This window comes from Providencia sp. PROV174, from assembly GCF_028480685.1.
Lineage (GTDB): Bacteria > Pseudomonadota > Gammaproteobacteria > Enterobacterales > Enterobacteriaceae > Providencia > Providencia rettgeri.
This window is the reverse complement of sequence record NZ_JAMPOT010000009.1, coordinates 102,417-117,107: the sequence shown is the minus strand read 5'-3', so window position 1 is coordinate 117,107 and position 14,691 is coordinate 102,417. Positions and strand designations below refer to the sequence as shown.

At 38.2% G+C, this 14,691-nt stretch carries 15 protein-coding genes and 3 tRNA genes; 5 read left to right on the top strand and 13 right to left on the bottom strand.

All coding sequences use genetic code 11. The features are described 5' to 3' along the window. Positions 1-34: 34 nt before the first annotated feature. The 6 genes from PSE60_RS07850 to PSE60_RS07825 all read right to left on the bottom strand — a co-directional run bounded on the left by PSE60_RS07850 (position 35) and on the right by PSE60_RS07825 (position 4,342). Complete coding sequence (locus tag PSE60_RS07850; protein ID WP_004263789.1) at positions 35-271, bottom strand: major outer membrane lipoprotein; 237 nt, start codon at positions 269-271, stop codon at positions 35-37. Positions 272-687: 416 nt separating this feature from the next. Continuing rightward, the gene (gene pykF, locus PSE60_RS07845; RefSeq protein WP_272665051.1) at positions 688-2,100 is read right to left on the bottom strand and encodes a pyruvate kinase PykF; all 1,413 of its coding nucleotides are present in this window, start codon (positions 2,098-2,100) and stop codon (positions 688-690) included. 418 nt (positions 2,101-2,518) lie between these two features. Continuing rightward, positions 2,519-2,595 (bottom strand) — tRNA-Val (locus tag PSE60_RS07840). 31 nt (positions 2,596-2,626) lie between these two features. Beyond that, positions 2,627-2,703 (bottom strand) — tRNA-Val (locus PSE60_RS07835). Positions 2,704-2,733: 30 nt separating this feature from the next. Beyond that, a tRNA-Val gene (locus PSE60_RS07830) sits at positions 2,734-2,810 on the bottom strand. Between the two features lie 158 nt (positions 2,811-2,968). Next, positions 2,969-4,342: an MATE family efflux transporter gene (locus tag PSE60_RS07825; RefSeq protein ID WP_272665050.1), complete on the bottom strand. Its 1,374-nt coding sequence runs from the start codon at positions 4,340-4,342 to the stop codon at positions 2,969-2,971. 276 nt (positions 4,343-4,618) lie between these two features. Here PSE60_RS07825 and PSE60_RS07820 point away from each other — a divergent pair, with 276 nt between their 5' ends. Further along, on the top strand, positions 4,619-5,284 hold the full coding sequence (locus PSE60_RS07820) for a riboflavin synthase subunit alpha (RefSeq protein ID WP_272665049.1): 666 nt from the start codon (positions 4,619-4,621) through the stop codon (positions 5,282-5,284). 213 nt (positions 5,285-5,497) lie between these two features. Here the strand turns inward: PSE60_RS07820 and PSE60_RS07815 are convergent, their stop codons facing one another. From PSE60_RS07815 to punC, 3 genes are all read right to left on the bottom strand, one after another. Continuing rightward, positions 5,498-5,770 (bottom strand): putative quinol monooxygenase, encoded by a 273-nt coding sequence (locus PSE60_RS07815; protein WP_004263806.1) that lies wholly within the window; start codon positions 5,768-5,770, stop codon positions 5,498-5,500. Between the two features lie 24 nt (positions 5,771-5,794). Next, positions 5,795-6,553, bottom strand: a complete 759-nt coding sequence (locus PSE60_RS07810) for a helix-turn-helix transcriptional regulator (protein WP_247605386.1) — start codon at positions 6,551-6,553, stop codon at positions 5,795-5,797. 310 nt (positions 6,554-6,863) lie between these two features. Next, complete coding sequence (gene punC / locus PSE60_RS07805) at positions 6,864-8,090, bottom strand: purine nucleoside transporter PunC (RefSeq protein WP_210838297.1); 1,227 nt, start codon at positions 8,088-8,090, stop codon at positions 6,864-6,866. Positions 8,091-8,212: 122 nt separating this feature from the next. Here punC and punR point away from each other — a divergent pair, with 122 nt between their 5' ends. Next, positions 8,213-9,118, top strand: coding sequence for a DNA-binding transcriptional activator PunR (gene punR, locus PSE60_RS07800; RefSeq protein WP_210838299.1), 906 nt, complete (start codon positions 8,213-8,215; stop codon positions 9,116-9,118). Positions 9,119-9,127: 9 nt separating this feature from the next. Here punR and purR read toward each other — a convergent pair whose 3' ends face one another. After that, entirely contained in the window at positions 9,128-10,153 is a 1,026-nt protein-coding gene (gene purR, locus PSE60_RS07795) for an HTH-type transcriptional repressor PurR (protein WP_004910435.1), read from the bottom strand. Positions 10,154-10,593: 440 nt separating this feature from the next. Continuing rightward, the gene (sodB, locus tag PSE60_RS07790) at positions 10,594-11,172 is read right to left on the bottom strand and encodes a superoxide dismutase [Fe] (RefSeq protein WP_272665048.1); all 579 of its coding nucleotides are present in this window, start codon (positions 11,170-11,172) and stop codon (positions 10,594-10,596) included. Between the two features lie 479 nt (positions 11,173-11,651). Between sodB and PSE60_RS07785 the strand changes: the two genes are divergently transcribed. Then, positions 11,652-11,999, top strand: coding sequence for a Grx4 family monothiol glutaredoxin (locus PSE60_RS07785; protein ID WP_210840424.1), 348 nt, complete (start codon positions 11,652-11,654; stop codon positions 11,997-11,999). Between the two features lie 99 nt (positions 12,000-12,098). On the opposite strand, the gene rnt is transcribed toward PSE60_RS07785, so the two are convergent. Then, positions 12,099-12,743: a ribonuclease T gene (rnt, locus tag PSE60_RS07780; protein ID WP_004910441.1), complete on the bottom strand. Its 645-nt coding sequence runs from the start codon at positions 12,741-12,743 to the stop codon at positions 12,099-12,101. A gap of 127 nt (positions 12,744-12,870) precedes the next feature. Beyond that, positions 12,871-13,278 carry a lactoylglutathione lyase gene (gene gloA, locus PSE60_RS07775; protein WP_210840423.1) on the bottom strand — a complete coding sequence of 136 codons (408 nt, stop codon included), beginning with the start codon at positions 13,276-13,278 and terminating at the stop codon, positions 12,871-12,873. A 167-nt stretch (positions 13,279-13,445) separates the two neighbouring features. On the opposite strand from gloA, the gene PSE60_RS07770 reads away from it, so the two are divergent. Beyond that, positions 13,446-13,685 carry a DUF1289 domain-containing protein gene (locus tag PSE60_RS07770; RefSeq protein ID WP_210840422.1) on the top strand — a complete coding sequence of 80 codons (240 nt, stop codon included), beginning with the start codon at positions 13,446-13,448 and terminating at the stop codon, positions 13,683-13,685. A 532-nt stretch (positions 13,686-14,217) separates the two neighbouring features. Beyond that, positions 14,218-14,652, top strand: coding sequence for a transcriptional regulator SlyA (gene slyA, locus PSE60_RS07765; protein ID WP_210840421.1), 435 nt, complete (start codon positions 14,218-14,220; stop codon positions 14,650-14,652). The last annotated feature ends 39 nt before the right edge of the window (positions 14,653-14,691 follow it).

Below are 14,691 nucleotides of genomic sequence, written 5' to 3'. Positions count from 1 at the left end.
GAATCTTTAAGACTAGATTATCGCCAAATCGAACTTATTTTTTGTAAGTACGAACTTGGTTATCCAGACGTTGATTAGCGCGTGCTGCTTCTTCTTGAGCTGTCTGTACGTCAGAACGCAGAGACTGAACGTCGTTGCTCAGTTGATCAACTTTACCATTCAGAGTTTGCACGTCTGAAGAGAGTTTTTGCACTTCAGTGCTGTTAGAACAACCCGCTAGTAATGCTGAAGCTAATACGATAGAGCCCAGTACAATTTTAGTACGAATCATTATTTTACCCTCTAGATTGATTTATCTTGAAAATATAAAAAAGCAAGTCACCAAACAATAGAGCTAAGCTTGTTATCTTAAAGCTTGCTATATCCCTTTAAAACAACCTAATGAAAATTAGGGTATGGCACTTACTATGTCTTATGCTAGTACTAAATATGAAGTTTTGCTAGAAATACTTTATATTTAGTACTAGGAAAAAGAAGAAAAATTTAAATTAAGATCAATGAAGGTTGTTATTTGACCAATTTAAGTGGGTTTTATGATATTACACTTAAAATGCAATAAGATATTTACTAGAGAAAAGTAAATAAAGGGATAGTTACATCAAGGCAGCACTAAATGTTAAATCTAAATAAAAAGGCCGATAGCTAAAATAATCACTATCGGCCTTTTAGAAGACAATTAAAGACTAATTAAAGTACGTGAACTGAAGATGTATTGGTTGTTCCGCTTTGTACTAATGCGCCAGAAACCATGACAACTGCATCACCAGAAACGGCTAAGCCACTTTCTAGAGCTGCGCGTTTACCTTCACGATAAAAGTCATCTGTAGATGTAAAACCACCAACTATCATTGGGATCACACCTTTAACTAACAGTAACTGACGAGCAGTCTCTTCATTGGTAGTTAACGCTAAGATTGGTGCAGTAGGGAAATATTTACGTACAGACTTAGCCGATTTACCGCCATAAGTTGCAACAACGATTAATGGAACATCTAATTTTTCAGACATTTCCACCGCACCACGACATACAGCCTCTGTGACACGTAAGCGTTGGCTTGGTTTTTGGTTATCGATGCGAGTTTGCATTACACGATCTGTACGCTCACAGATAGTTGCCATAATGGTAACAGCTTCTACTGGGTATTTACCTTTAGCACTTTCACCAGACAACATAACCGCATCAGTGCCATCTAAAATAGCATTGGCAACGTCACCCGCTTCTGCGCGAGTAGGGCGTGGGTTTTTGATCATTGAATCAAGCATCTGGGTTGCTGTTATCACGACTTTACGTGCTGCAACACATTTTTCAATCATCATTTTTTGTGCAAAAATAACTTCTTCAACTGGGATTTCAACGCCTAAATCACCACGAGCGACCATGATTCCGTCAGAGGCTTCCAAAATCTCATCAAAGTTATTTAAACCTTCTTGGTTTTCAATTTTAGAAATAATTTGGATGTTTTCGCCACCGTGTTTTTTCAGGTGAGCTCGAATTTCTTCAACATCTGAGCGCTTACGAATGAATGAAGCAGCAACAAAATCAACACGTTGTTGGCAACCAAATACTAAGTCTTCTTTATCTTTTTCAGCTAATGCTGGAAGGCCAATTGAAACGCCTGGCAGGTTAACCCCTTTTTTCTCACCGAGGTCACCGTTATTTAAAACTTCACAAACAACTTCAGTTGCAGTGACATTAGTCACTTTCATGCCAATTAAGCCATCATCAACTAATACGGTATTGCCAACTTTTAAATCTGAAGTTAAACCTGCATAGGTCACCGCAACTTTATCTTTATTACCTACCACAGAGGTATCAGTAGTAAATGTAAAAGTTTGGCCAGCAACGAGAGAAACGTCGTTACCACCTTCCAATTTCATGGTGCGGATTTCAGGGCCTTTAGTATCTAGCAAAATAGCGGCTTGCTTACCTGTTTTTGCACAAACAGCGCGAAGGTTTTTGATACGTTGACCGTGTTCTTCGTAGTCACCGTGAGAGAAATTGAGGCGCATGACGTTCATGCCAGCATCAAGGAGTTGGGTCAGTTTTTCTTCTGATTCGGTTTTTGGACCGATAGTACAAACAATTTTGGTTTTTTTCATGGCAGTCTATCTAATGTTATAAAGGAAATCGGTATTGCCGCCGATGCTTAGTACATTTAATAAGTCGTGCGCATGGTGAACTTTGTTGCGCAACTCATTTATAAGAATAGGCGACAGTCTGGTGTTTAATGCATTTTTACACTTAAATTTGTCACATTTTGATTCTTATTATAGTGTAGATGACAAATTCAATTAAAGCTAACGTATTGATTTACTACTGTTGAAACCTTTCAGCCAGTGTGAGTATTATAGACAACAAAAAACTGTGAGACAAATCAAATTTTACTAAATTAAAAGAAGAAAGCGTTCAGATCAAAAATTCAGTTGATATTAGGTCTCTTAATTTGTTGCGCAACAAAATAAGGGAATAATAATAGACAATCAAGAGAAATTTTAACGAGTAGGTGGGTAAATTAAATGGTGCGTCCGAGTAGACTCGAACTACCGACCCCCACCATGTCAAGGTGGTGCTCTAACCAACTGAGCTACGGACGCACTGAAAGACTTGATTTGTGTTAATTTGAAATGGTGCGTCCGAGTAGACTCGAACTACCGACCCCCACCATGTCAAGGTGGTGCTCTAACCAACTGAGCTACGGACGCGCTGAAAATTAACATTGTGTTCACTAGAAATGGTGCGTCCGAGTAGACTCGAACTACCGACCCCCACCATGTCAAGGTGGTGCTCTAACCAACTGAGCTACGGACGCATCTAAAAGTTATCTAGGTGACAACGGGGATGAATATTAACGTTATGAAGTTCATCTGGCAAGGGGAAAATGTATTTTCGTGATAGTTTGGTCGTATTTAAAACTATCTGGTGCGAAATACATCTTCTCCCATAATAAAAAGCTTAAAAAACCGTCGATTAGCGAGCTGAGCGAAGTAAAACAACATCCTCTGTTTGCTTATGGATCCACATAATTCGTGTTGCCATTCCTATTGCAGCCGCACTCAACCCAATAATAAAGCCAATCCAGAAGCCTTTAGGCCCCATCGCCGGTGCGATGATATCCGTTAACGCTAAGATATAACCGGAAGGTAAGCCAAGTAGCCAATATGCAGTGAAGGTAATAAAGAAAATAGAACGTGTATCTTTATAACCACGTAAAATTCCCGCACCAATAACTTGCACAGAGTCTGATAGCTGATAAATAGCGGCATACAACATTAAACTACTGGCTAAAACAACCACCTCAGGGTTTTTGTTATACATCATCGCAATCGGCTCACGGAAGGCGGCAGTGAGTATAGCCGTAAAACAAGCGACCATTAAGCCAACAGCAATGCCAGTATAAGATGAAACTTTAGCAGCCTCAGTTGATTTCAGTCCTAAGTTGTAACCAACACGAATGGTTGCAGCTATTCCTAATGATAATGGGAACATAAACATGACGGAGCTGAAATTCAACGCAACTTGGTGACCTGCTACTGCGACAACACCTAATGGAGCAACTAGCAGTGCAACGACAGCAAATAAAGTGACTTCAAAGAAAAGTGCCAGACCAATTGGCGTACCTAACACAATAATTCGCTTTAAGATTAATGGATTTGGCGATGTGAAAGAGAGTGTAGGGCGAATATCACGCTGCGCAGTAGCGCGTTTCACATACCATCTCATCATCAGACACATAGCCCAATACACTGATGCAGTGGCGACACCGCAACCAACACCACCTAAAGCAGGGGCACCAAAGTGACCATAAATAAAGATATAGTTAATAGGAATATTGATCATTAAGCCAAGAAAACCAATCACCATCCCCGGTTTGGTTTTTGAAAGACCTTCACATTGGCTACGATATACTTGATAAAATAAATAGCCTGGCGCACCCCACATAATAGCATGTAAAAAACGGACAGATTTATCCGCCAATTCTTTATCAATATGGGGCATATTGCTAATAATCAGCTGACTATTATAAAGAAGGCACATAATAGCTAAGGCTAAAAGTAGTGCTAACCACAGGCCTTGTTGAATTTGGTCACCAATTAAGTTACGACGACCTGACCCATTCATTTGTGCAACGATTGGGGTTAATGCCATTAAAATTCCTTGGCCAAAAAGAATAGCTGGCAGCCAGATGGAAAAACCAACTGCAACTGCGGACATCTCAATTTCACTAACGCTTCCAGCCATAACCGTATCCACAAACCCCATCGCAGTTTGTGAAAATTGAGCTAAAACGATAGGAATACCAAGTGCCAACAAGCTACGCGCTTCTGTAAAATATTTCTGCACGCATACACCTTTGTAATAAAAGCAAGTAAGAGGAAAAAAATTAGAAAAATAAATGGGTTACTAAAAACCCCTTGATTACTAAAAACCGCTCATTCTATCCCGTTTCTAAATAGATTCCAATAATGATATGGTAACAAACTATAAAAGAGCATTTTCAAACCTAATATATTACTGAATATAAGGTTTATTATCGTGTTGTTTACCACTCGAATAGGATAGATCTCTAAAAATTCTGATGTAAACTGAGTCTATTAATCCACTACACTGAGAATCATTATGTTTACAGGCATTGTTCAAGCGACCGCTCCTATCATTGAAATTACAGAAAGAGCCAACTTTCGAACTCATGTAATGAAGTTTACCCCAGAATTGCTGAAAGGCTTAGAAACAGGGGCTTCCGTTGCGCATAATGGTTGTTGTTTGACGGTAACAAAAATTGATGGCGAAAGAGTCAGTTTTGATCTAATTAAAGAAACCCTGAGATTAACTAATTTGGGGGAATTGCAAGAAGGTGATGTTGTTAATATCGAACGTGCCGCAAAATACGGTGACGAAATTGGTGGGCATGTTGTTTCTGGTCATATTATGACAACCGCTGAAATTAGCAAAATTTTCACATCTGAAGATAACCACCAAATTTGGTTGTCAATTCATAATAAACCATTAATGAAATATATTTTGCATAAAGGCTTTGTAGCGATTGATGGTATTAGCTTAACGGTCGGTGACGTGATCAATAATCGGTTTTGTGTACATCTCATTCCTGAAACATTAGAGAGAACGACATTAGGTAAAAAACGTTTGGGTGATAAAATAAATATTGAGATAGACCCACAAACTCAGGCAATTGTTGATACTGTCGAGCGTGTTTTAAATCAAAAAGAACAAGAAAAATTATTACAACAAGCAGAAGAGTTGGCTGATGTAGCGAAAACAGAGTAAATAGGCATCCGAAGTAATAACGGTGTTATGTGCTTTAAAGATCAATAGCGGCATAGATAGTCAGGTAGGCTATAGCAATAGTGGTTTATGCTATAGCCTGAATGAAACATGCTTAGACTTTGTTTATTGAATGTAGGTTATGGAGTTCTATTAAATAAAGATGATTAAAATTCTCAAAAATGACAACTCGCTCTAGCTTTCATTATTAATAGATCATTTTTCACTGAAATTGACAGAAAAGCTGGCGTTATCACGTTCAATTGCTTCAACTAATCGCCTGAAATGAGGGCTATTTTTATGCATCTCTAATGCCTGAGTGTCTTCCCATTCCTCGAAAACAATGTAACCATTCTCTTTAGCCATAAGATCATATTGAATGCATCCTTTCTCTCGGCGGCTTAGTTTTGCTAAGTCACGAACGATTTCTTTCGTTAAATACCCATCCGTCCTTTCTGTAGTAATTTGGGCATACACAACAATACTCATTCCGTTCTCCTTATGTATTAAGAACTATCTTAATGGGTACTTAGTTTTTGTATTGTAAAAAAGCGAATAACTCGATTTTAAAAATGCCGACGGCGTCATAGTAAAGTATCTTTTAAAATCACGGTAAAAGTGGGATTGATCATAATAGCCTGTTTCAAACCAACGGTAGGTATCTTGTTCTACGACCATACTTTTTAAAACATGTTCTAAGCGACAATTGATCTGGTACCTTTTTGGCGTAATACCGTATTCTTTTAGAAACTCTTTTTGAATGACACGGACATGTAAACCTGTCTCTTCGGCAATTTCTGTAATTTTTTTAGTTGGGTTACGATATAGCAACTCTAAGATTTCATCTATGAAATGAGGTTTTTTCTTGGCTTTTGTCTTATTAAAACACTCTAACAGCTCTCTAAATGAAGAATTAGCTAAAGCTTCAAACCAGCGGTCTTCCCATATGCCACTTAGTGCGATGGGTTTATCCGTATAATTGAGTGTACTTTCAGGTAGTAAAAAACGTAAGGCATCATGACGAATACGTAATACCATGACTTTAGAATGATTGGGGCTAGCCGTAAATGTATTGACCCTAGGAATAATAAGTTGGTATGAGTCTGCGACTGAGTCGCTCTCAGTTGTCATGCAAAAAGCATCTGATGAAACCCAGATTTCAGCACCAGTTCCAGGGAAAATTTTGATTGCCTCTGTAAACTCTTTGATTATCAAAATAGAACTAACAAAGGATTTTAATTCATCTGGTGGATAATACTGTTTTAACATCATTCTTGAGCACTCATTATTTAATGTCACAATGATAACGTTTTTTAACAAGAAAAATAACCAAGAAATATCTATATCTTAGTAGATGACAAAATAAAAGCCTTATTTTTTAGTGAAATCCGCTTTGAATAAAGAAAATTGATGAGAAATATTAGGGTTTGCGCGTTAAGAATAATGGGTTATATAGCAAAATACTTAATAAGTATTACCGTATCCTCACAAGTGCTATACACTGAAGAAAGGTTTTCTTGAATTCACTAGAATAAAAACCATGCCGATAAGACTCGGCATGATTGATTCAGTAAACTACACTTTATGAATTCGCTTGGCAATCGACTTGCTTAACAGCTTGATTATTTTTGCTGGCACAACGTTGCATAAAATAGCCAATGGCCATTGGGATAATTGTGACTGCCATAACTCCGGTTGTTGCCAACAATGGGTCGAAGGTCAAGGTAGAAACAAGTAGGCTTGCTAAAAAACATAACCCTAATTGTAAGGCATTTTGTAAGGCAGCTGCTTTACCGCTCGCACTAGGAAATGTATTTAGTGCTTTAGATACTGCAATTGGGTAAGAGGCTCCATTCATTGCTGCCATAAAGCAGAATGGGATCAAGATCATGGTTAATGATGGTGTGGTATAGATAGCCATGATGAATAAAATGGACATGCTTACCGCGTAACCAAGAAGTAACAATGGAAATATTGTTTCTGCTCGGATTTTTGCTAATAAAATACGGCAGCCATATCCACCAATAATGAAGGCTAACGTTTGTGGAATATAACTCAAGCCAATATCAGCAGGATTGAAGCCCATATTGCGTAAAATAAAGGGAGAACCTGTTAGCCAAGCGAAGAAGCCCGCACTACAGGATGCATAAACTAGTACGTTGCCGCTGAAAACAGGGGAACTGAGTAAGTTTGAGAAAGAAATCTTAGCTTGTGGTTGGCTGTCATCAGTTATTGTTTTAACTGAAACATTTTTCAAAAAGAGCGTTGGCAATAAAAGTAATATGCCCACCGCCATTAGGATCAGGAAAATTGCTTCCCATGTTTGGTGCTCAAGAACCCATGCACCTAATAATGGTGCTAAAGCAGGGGATAGCGCGACTAGCGGCATAATAGAAGCAAAAACTTTTTGAGTATTTGCTTCATCATAGCGGTCGATAACTAGTGCTTGCCATAAAACAGCCGCAGAGCAGACTCCAACCGCCTGTAAAAAACGAAGTGTTAATAGCTGTGTTGCGGTTTCTACCCAATAAATAGCTAAGCTACTTAAAATGAAAATAGTTAAGCCCACAATGAGAACAGGCTTACGGCCAAGTTTGTCTGATAATGGCCCCCATAATAGCTGAGCAAAGGCAAAACCAGCTAAAAAGATACTGAGAGAAGCACTGATCGCGCCTTCGGATGTATGCAGGGTGTCTTGCATAGCACCAAATGCAGGTAAATACATATCAATGGCTAAAAACCCCAGCATGCTAAGTCCTGCAAGGTACACCATAAATCCAGGGGAATTTTTTTTCACAGTATTCGACATAATTATTACTTATCTGATATTTAAAAAAATGTTAATGATAACGCCATTGTATAGGCTATTTTTTTAGGTTGTGAAACGGTAATATTTGGATCTTGCTATCAAAATTTTTGAAAGGAGAGGTTATGTGGTCTGCGCATGCACTCGAAGTGATTGATGCAGTTGCTCGAACTGGAAGTTTTAGTGGTGCTGCTGAAGAATTGCACCGTGTACCTTCTGCAATCAGCTATACCGTTAAGCAAGTTGAAGAATGGCTTGCGGTTCCTCTATTTGAGCGCCGACATCGTGATGTTGTGCTAACAGAAGCTGGGGCAATATTTATTAAGGAGAGCCGTTCTGTTATCAAAAAAATGACAGATACTCGTCACCAGTGTCAGCAGGTTGCGAATGGCTGGCGTGGTCAATTTAGTATTGCTGTTGATTGTATTGTCAAACCACAACGAACAGAACAGCTAATTCTTGATTTTTATCGTCATTTTCCTGATATCGAACTCTTTATTCATCCAGAAGTGTTTAATGGGGTGTGGGATGCACTTGCTGATGGGCGCGTAGATGTTGCGATTGGTGCGACTCGAGCATCTCCAATTGGAGAAAGGTATAGTTTCCGTGATATGGGTTTTATGTCGTGGATGTGTGTTGCAAGCCCGGAGCACCCATTAACCAGAATAGGTGAAAAACTGACCGATGATCAAATGAGAGAGTACCCTAGTTTGTGCCTTGAAGATACCTCACGTAACCTACCCAAACGTGATACTTGGGCTCTTGATAACCAGCGCCGGCTTGTTGTACCGTACTGGGAAAATGGCTTAGCTTGTTTAGTTAACGGGTTATGTGTTGGGATGGTACCTGAGCATCGAGCGGCTCCGCTTTGCGAAAAAGGCCAATTAGTTGAACTATCATTAGCGCAGCCTTTTCCACCCAGTCCTTGCTGTTTAACTTGGGTGGAAAATAATACATCACCAGCGCTCAGCTGGTTGTTAGATTACCTTGGCGATAACGAAACGCTTAACGCAGAGTGGCTTTCAACCTAGTTATTCGTACTACCGACGGTAATCGATAAATGGACCATCCGCAACAGAACGACGTTCTACAAGGCGAGGGTGGACTTCGATTGTTTGAGCATCTTCGCGCTTATTGACGATACGATCGAGCAGCATTGTGAAGGCCATTTGGCCTAAACGCTCTTTGGGTTGGTGGATTGTGGTCAATGCCGGTGTAAAATAGCGTGCATTTCGCACATTATCATAGCCAATGATTGAAATGTCTTGTGGAACACGTAATCCCATTTCATCAGCGGCACAAATTGCTCCCATTGCCATGATATCACCACCACAAAATACAGCGGTAGGGCGCTGCTTATGGCTTAAAATTTGCGTCATTGCTTTATAGCCAGACTCAGGTTCGAAATCCCCCTGAACTATCCATTCTTCTTTTAGTGTAATCTTGGCCTCTTCCATTGCTTTTTTGAAGCCAGTTAAACGCCCAATACCTGTATTTCTTTCAAGTGAACCGGGGATCACACCAATATCGCGGTGCCCACGGTCAATTAAATAGCGGCCTGCTAGGTATCCACCATGGAACGAGTTATCAATAATACTATCGGTAAAATCGCCACGGGAAGTTCCCCAGTCCATCACTACCATTGGGATATTGCGGTAATCTTCTAGCATACCAATTAAGGTGTCAGGGTACTCGGAACACATCACAAGTAAGCCATCAACACGCTTTTGTGCTAGCATCTGTAAATACGCTTTTTGTTTTCCCAAATTGTTATGAGAATTACATAGAATCAGCGTATAGCCTTTTTCATAACAGCTATTTTCAACAGATTCGATCACCTCAGCGAAGTAAGGCGCTTCACTGGAAGTTGCTAACAACCCAATCGACTTTGTATGGTTAACTTTTAAACTACGGGCAACCGCACTTGGCGAATAATTGAGCTCTTTAATTGCAGCCCAAACCGCAGCCTTAGTGTCATCAGCTACAAAGCGCGTTTTATTAATTACATGGGATACGGTTGTGGTGGATACGCCAGCGCGCTTCGCCACATCTTTAATCGTTGCCATGGGGAAAAAAAACTCCTGACCAATAACCGGTCTCTATAAGAATTCTTGTTAAAAAATTACCTGCATATTGATGCATTGAGCCTTTGCTGGCAATAATTTAGCGATTTGTTGTCGATTTTGTCTGATCTAGCGCAAAAACGAAAGAAATAATTGATGTTATAACATGTGATATAGACACTAGTTTTACTTTTTTGGATATGTATACTTAATAACCTTTATTATTTCATGGTTATTTATTAATTCAATTACATTAGAATGAGAGGAACTCATGGATACAGATGTTAAATATGGATTGCTTGCTGCGCTGGGCTCATTAGCATTAATTATATTTCTCGCTGCGCATATTTTCTGATTTTATTTCAGCCTTGAGTAGGGTGAATTTAAAAGGGCGAGTATATCTCGCCCTTGCTGTATCTGAACTTAGCAACATGCAGAAATTGTTATGCTAAATTTTCTTCCACAAATTTCCAGTTAACCAGTGCCCAGAAGTTTTCTAAATATTTAGGGCGAGCGTTACGGTAATCGATATAGTAAGCGTGCTCCCAAATATCAACAGTTAACACGGGCTTATCATTACCAGAAATAGGTGTTGCTGCGTTAGATGTATTTACTATAGCAAGGCTACCATCCGCTTTTTTCACCAGCCAGGTCCAACCTGCACCAAAGTTTTTGGTTGCTGCATCAGTAAATTGAGCTTTAAATTCAGCGAAAGAACCGAATGATTTATTGATTGCATCAGCAACTTTACCTGTTGGTTCACCACCTGCATTTGGCGCTAAGCAATTCCAATAGAAAGTGTGGTTCCAAACTTGTGCTGCGTTGTTAAAAACTCCGGCTTCAGAAGTTTTGATAATTTCTTCTAAAGATTTTCCTTCAAAGTCAGTGCCTTTGATTAGGTTATTTAAGTTAACAACGTACGTGTTATGGTGCTTACCATAGTGATATTCTAAGGTTTCAGTAGAGATATAAGGTTCTAAAGCATCTTTTGCATACGGTAAAGCGGGTAGTTCAAATGACATTTCGTACTCCTTGATTGCTTTTATATCAAAATACTTAGGGTGTTTGCTCTTAAAATGAGCGAAATAGTCGGTTACTGCTTATCATTAGAGTTTCGCCTATTGGCGATATGATATTTAATATATTAATGATAACACGTTAAACCTTACAAAGGTAAAGGTAATAGCGTTACACAGATGTTAACAAATAAATTGGGGAATTACACATATAAATCATGTGGATATTGCGAATGGATAACCAAAATTTATAAAATATTCATTTTTAACTAGAAATAGCTGCTTGTTTGACTTAGGTAAAGAGAAGATAGAAAAGATGCCTTTTTGCTTTTTGGAATGCTATAGTAATGCCCCTATAAAACTGGCATATTGTATGAAACAATTCAGTTTCTTATTATACCAGTCAATGTATTCTGTTAAGTTGCGGTAGACTCTCAGTTACTGGCTGACTGCAAACCTGCATCTTTGTTTTAAGGAAGTTAAAAATGACAACTATTGAAAGAATTGAGCGCCAAATTAAAGAAAACCCAATTTTATTATATATGAAAGGCTCTCCTAAACTTCCGAGCTGTGGTTTTTCTGCTCAAGCAGTACAAGCTCTGTCTTCTTGTGGTGAGCGTTTTGCCTATGTTGATATCTTACAAAACCCAGATATTCGCGCTGAATTGCCAAAATACGCAAACTGGCCGACTTTTCCACAATTATGGGTGGATGGTGAGCTAGTTGGTGGCTGTGATATCATCATGGAAATGTTCCAGCGTGGTGAGCTCCAGTCTCTAATCAAAGAAACTGCGGATAAATATCGTTCTGCAGATGAAGCTAGCACAGACTAAATTAAGCCATAAATTAAAGATATAAAAACCGTATTTGACGAAAGCATTTTTGCTTTACATCAAATACGGTTTTTTCTGTCATGGTGATTGACTAAAAAATTATTGACTGTCTTCAATAATTGGCCACCCACCCAATTTTTTCCACTTATTAACGATTTCACAAAATAGCAAAGCCGTGCGATTCGTATCATACAGTGCACCATGAGCTTGTTTGCCATCGAATGGGATACCCGCAGAAACACAAGCTTTTGCCAGAATTGTTTGACCAAATACAAGGCCACTGAGTGCCGCAGTATCGAAGGTTGCAAATGGATGGAAAGGATTACGTTTTAAACCTGCTCGTTCGGCCGCATTCATCACAAAGCTGTGATCAAAATTAGCATTATGGGCGACAATAATTGCGCGATTACAATCTGTGTTTTTCATGCCTTTGCGAATGACTTTAAATATCGCATGAAGGGCGTCATATTCGCTAACAGCACCGCGTAGAGGGTTTGTTGGATCAATTCCTGTGAAGGCAAGAGCGGACGGTTCAAGGTTCGCCCCTTCAAAAGGTTCTACATGAAAATGTAATGTTTCATCCATGGAGAGCCAGCCGTCTTTATCCATTTTTAAGGTGATGGCAGCAATTTCTAACAGGCCGTCAGTTTTTGCATTAAACCCACCTGTTTCAACATCAATAACGACAGGATAGTATCCCCTGAAGCGGTTCACTAGGGCATTTGGATTGTTTTTTTCAGACATTAGGACTTTCGATTTTAGTTTTCTGGTTGGGTTACATTATGCCAAAACCAGTAAAAATTTGCAGGTAAACGGTGATAAAAGTTTAGATGCTAAGTTAGGCACCTAAACCTCTAAATTATATCGCGAATTAATGGCCTAAGCCTTTACTTGCGCTTTTGTTTTCGATAAGTTCAATTTTATAGCCATCTGGATCTTCCACAAATGCAATCACAGTGCTTCCACCCTTAACAGGGCCCGCTTCACGTGTGACGTTTCCACCAGCGTTACGGATATCATCGCACGTTTTTGCAACATCATCGACGCCTAAGGCGATATGACCATATGCATTGCCCATATCGTATTGGTCAACACCCCAGTTATAGGTCAACTCTATTACGGCGCCTTCACTTTCATCGCTGTAACCAACAAATGCGAGAGAGTATTTATACTCTGTGTTTTCACTCGTTCTTAATAAGCGCATGCCTAACACTTTAGTGTAAAAATCAATAGAACGCTGCATATCAGTAACACGTAACATAGTATGGAGTAAGCGCATTTTTAAACCTCTTAGAATCAGCCTGAATCGATTTACCTATTAATATAACGTGCTTAAATTAATAAATACAATGATTACAGTTTGTTTTTTGAACAAATAATGGTAATACTCATTTTTAGGAGTATATCACAGATTTATGGTGATTTTTTCTTTTGAAGGGGAAACTTATGGCCGAACAACTTGAATTTTTTGAGATCCCCAGCCCTTGCCGTGGTATTTGTCAAAGTAATGAACAAGGTTATTGTCGAGGTTGTTACCGCACTCGTGATGAACGCTTTAATTGGCTAAAATTTTCTGATACTGAAAAACGAAATGTACTTCGTTTATGTCGCCAACGCTATTTAAGAATATTAAATAAAAAACCAGATCAAGAAAAAGTCATCGATACGCAACAACAACTCTTTTAATCCTCAGTTTCTTAAATTTCATTAGAAATAAAAAAATGTTTTAATGTTAATGTGAATTAATTCAATTGAAATTAATGATAAGCTATTTATTTCTTGGTTTATATTTCAATGAAATTTTATTTATTAAAAATTGGTATAGGTTAAATCAAAATGACTGTAATTAACATGATTTTAAGATTAACTATATTCACTTGTTTTTTAAAGATTTATTTGTCATTGTTTTTTTATTGTTATTCATGACTACTATAAGAGGTAAAATAGATAGATCAAAAAGGAGAGTGCGGCTATTCTTATTAATAAGATAATTGATAGGTTATCTTATTAATCCTAGATTGAGATAATGGATGAGTTTACGAAGTATTAATGGGAGTTATACCGCATAATAAATCAGCCATTATAACTAGAAATAGGTATTTAATAGCTAATGTATAAATAAAAAGTTGTAAATATAAAAGGAAATTAATATATAATTCAAAAATAATATGAAGACGGTATGTTTTTTAGACATTATAATTATATAAAGGAGGGTAAATTGGAATCACAAATTGGGACAGAATTATCACGTGTTGTTCGCATGTGGAGAGCATTAATCGACTATCGTTTGAAGCCTCTTAAACTTACACAGACACATTGGGTTACATTGCATAATATAAGTCAACTACCACCTGAACAATCTCAAATACAGTTAGCGAAAGCGATTGGTATTGAACAGCCTTCATTAGTAAGAACTCTTGATCAGTTAGAGGAAAAAAAGCTTATTTCTAGGCATATTTGCACAAATGATAGGAGAGCTAAAAGAATAAAATTAACTGAAGAATCTGAACCTTTTATTAAAACTGTAGATCAAGTTATAAATAATACGCGGCTAGAAATATTGAACAACATTAGCCAAGATGAGCTTTATCAGTTGTCACAATTACTTCTGAAGCTTGAAAAGAATATTTTAAGACTACAAAATGATTCTTGATGTAAAAATAATATGACTAGCTAATAAATGATATGCTAA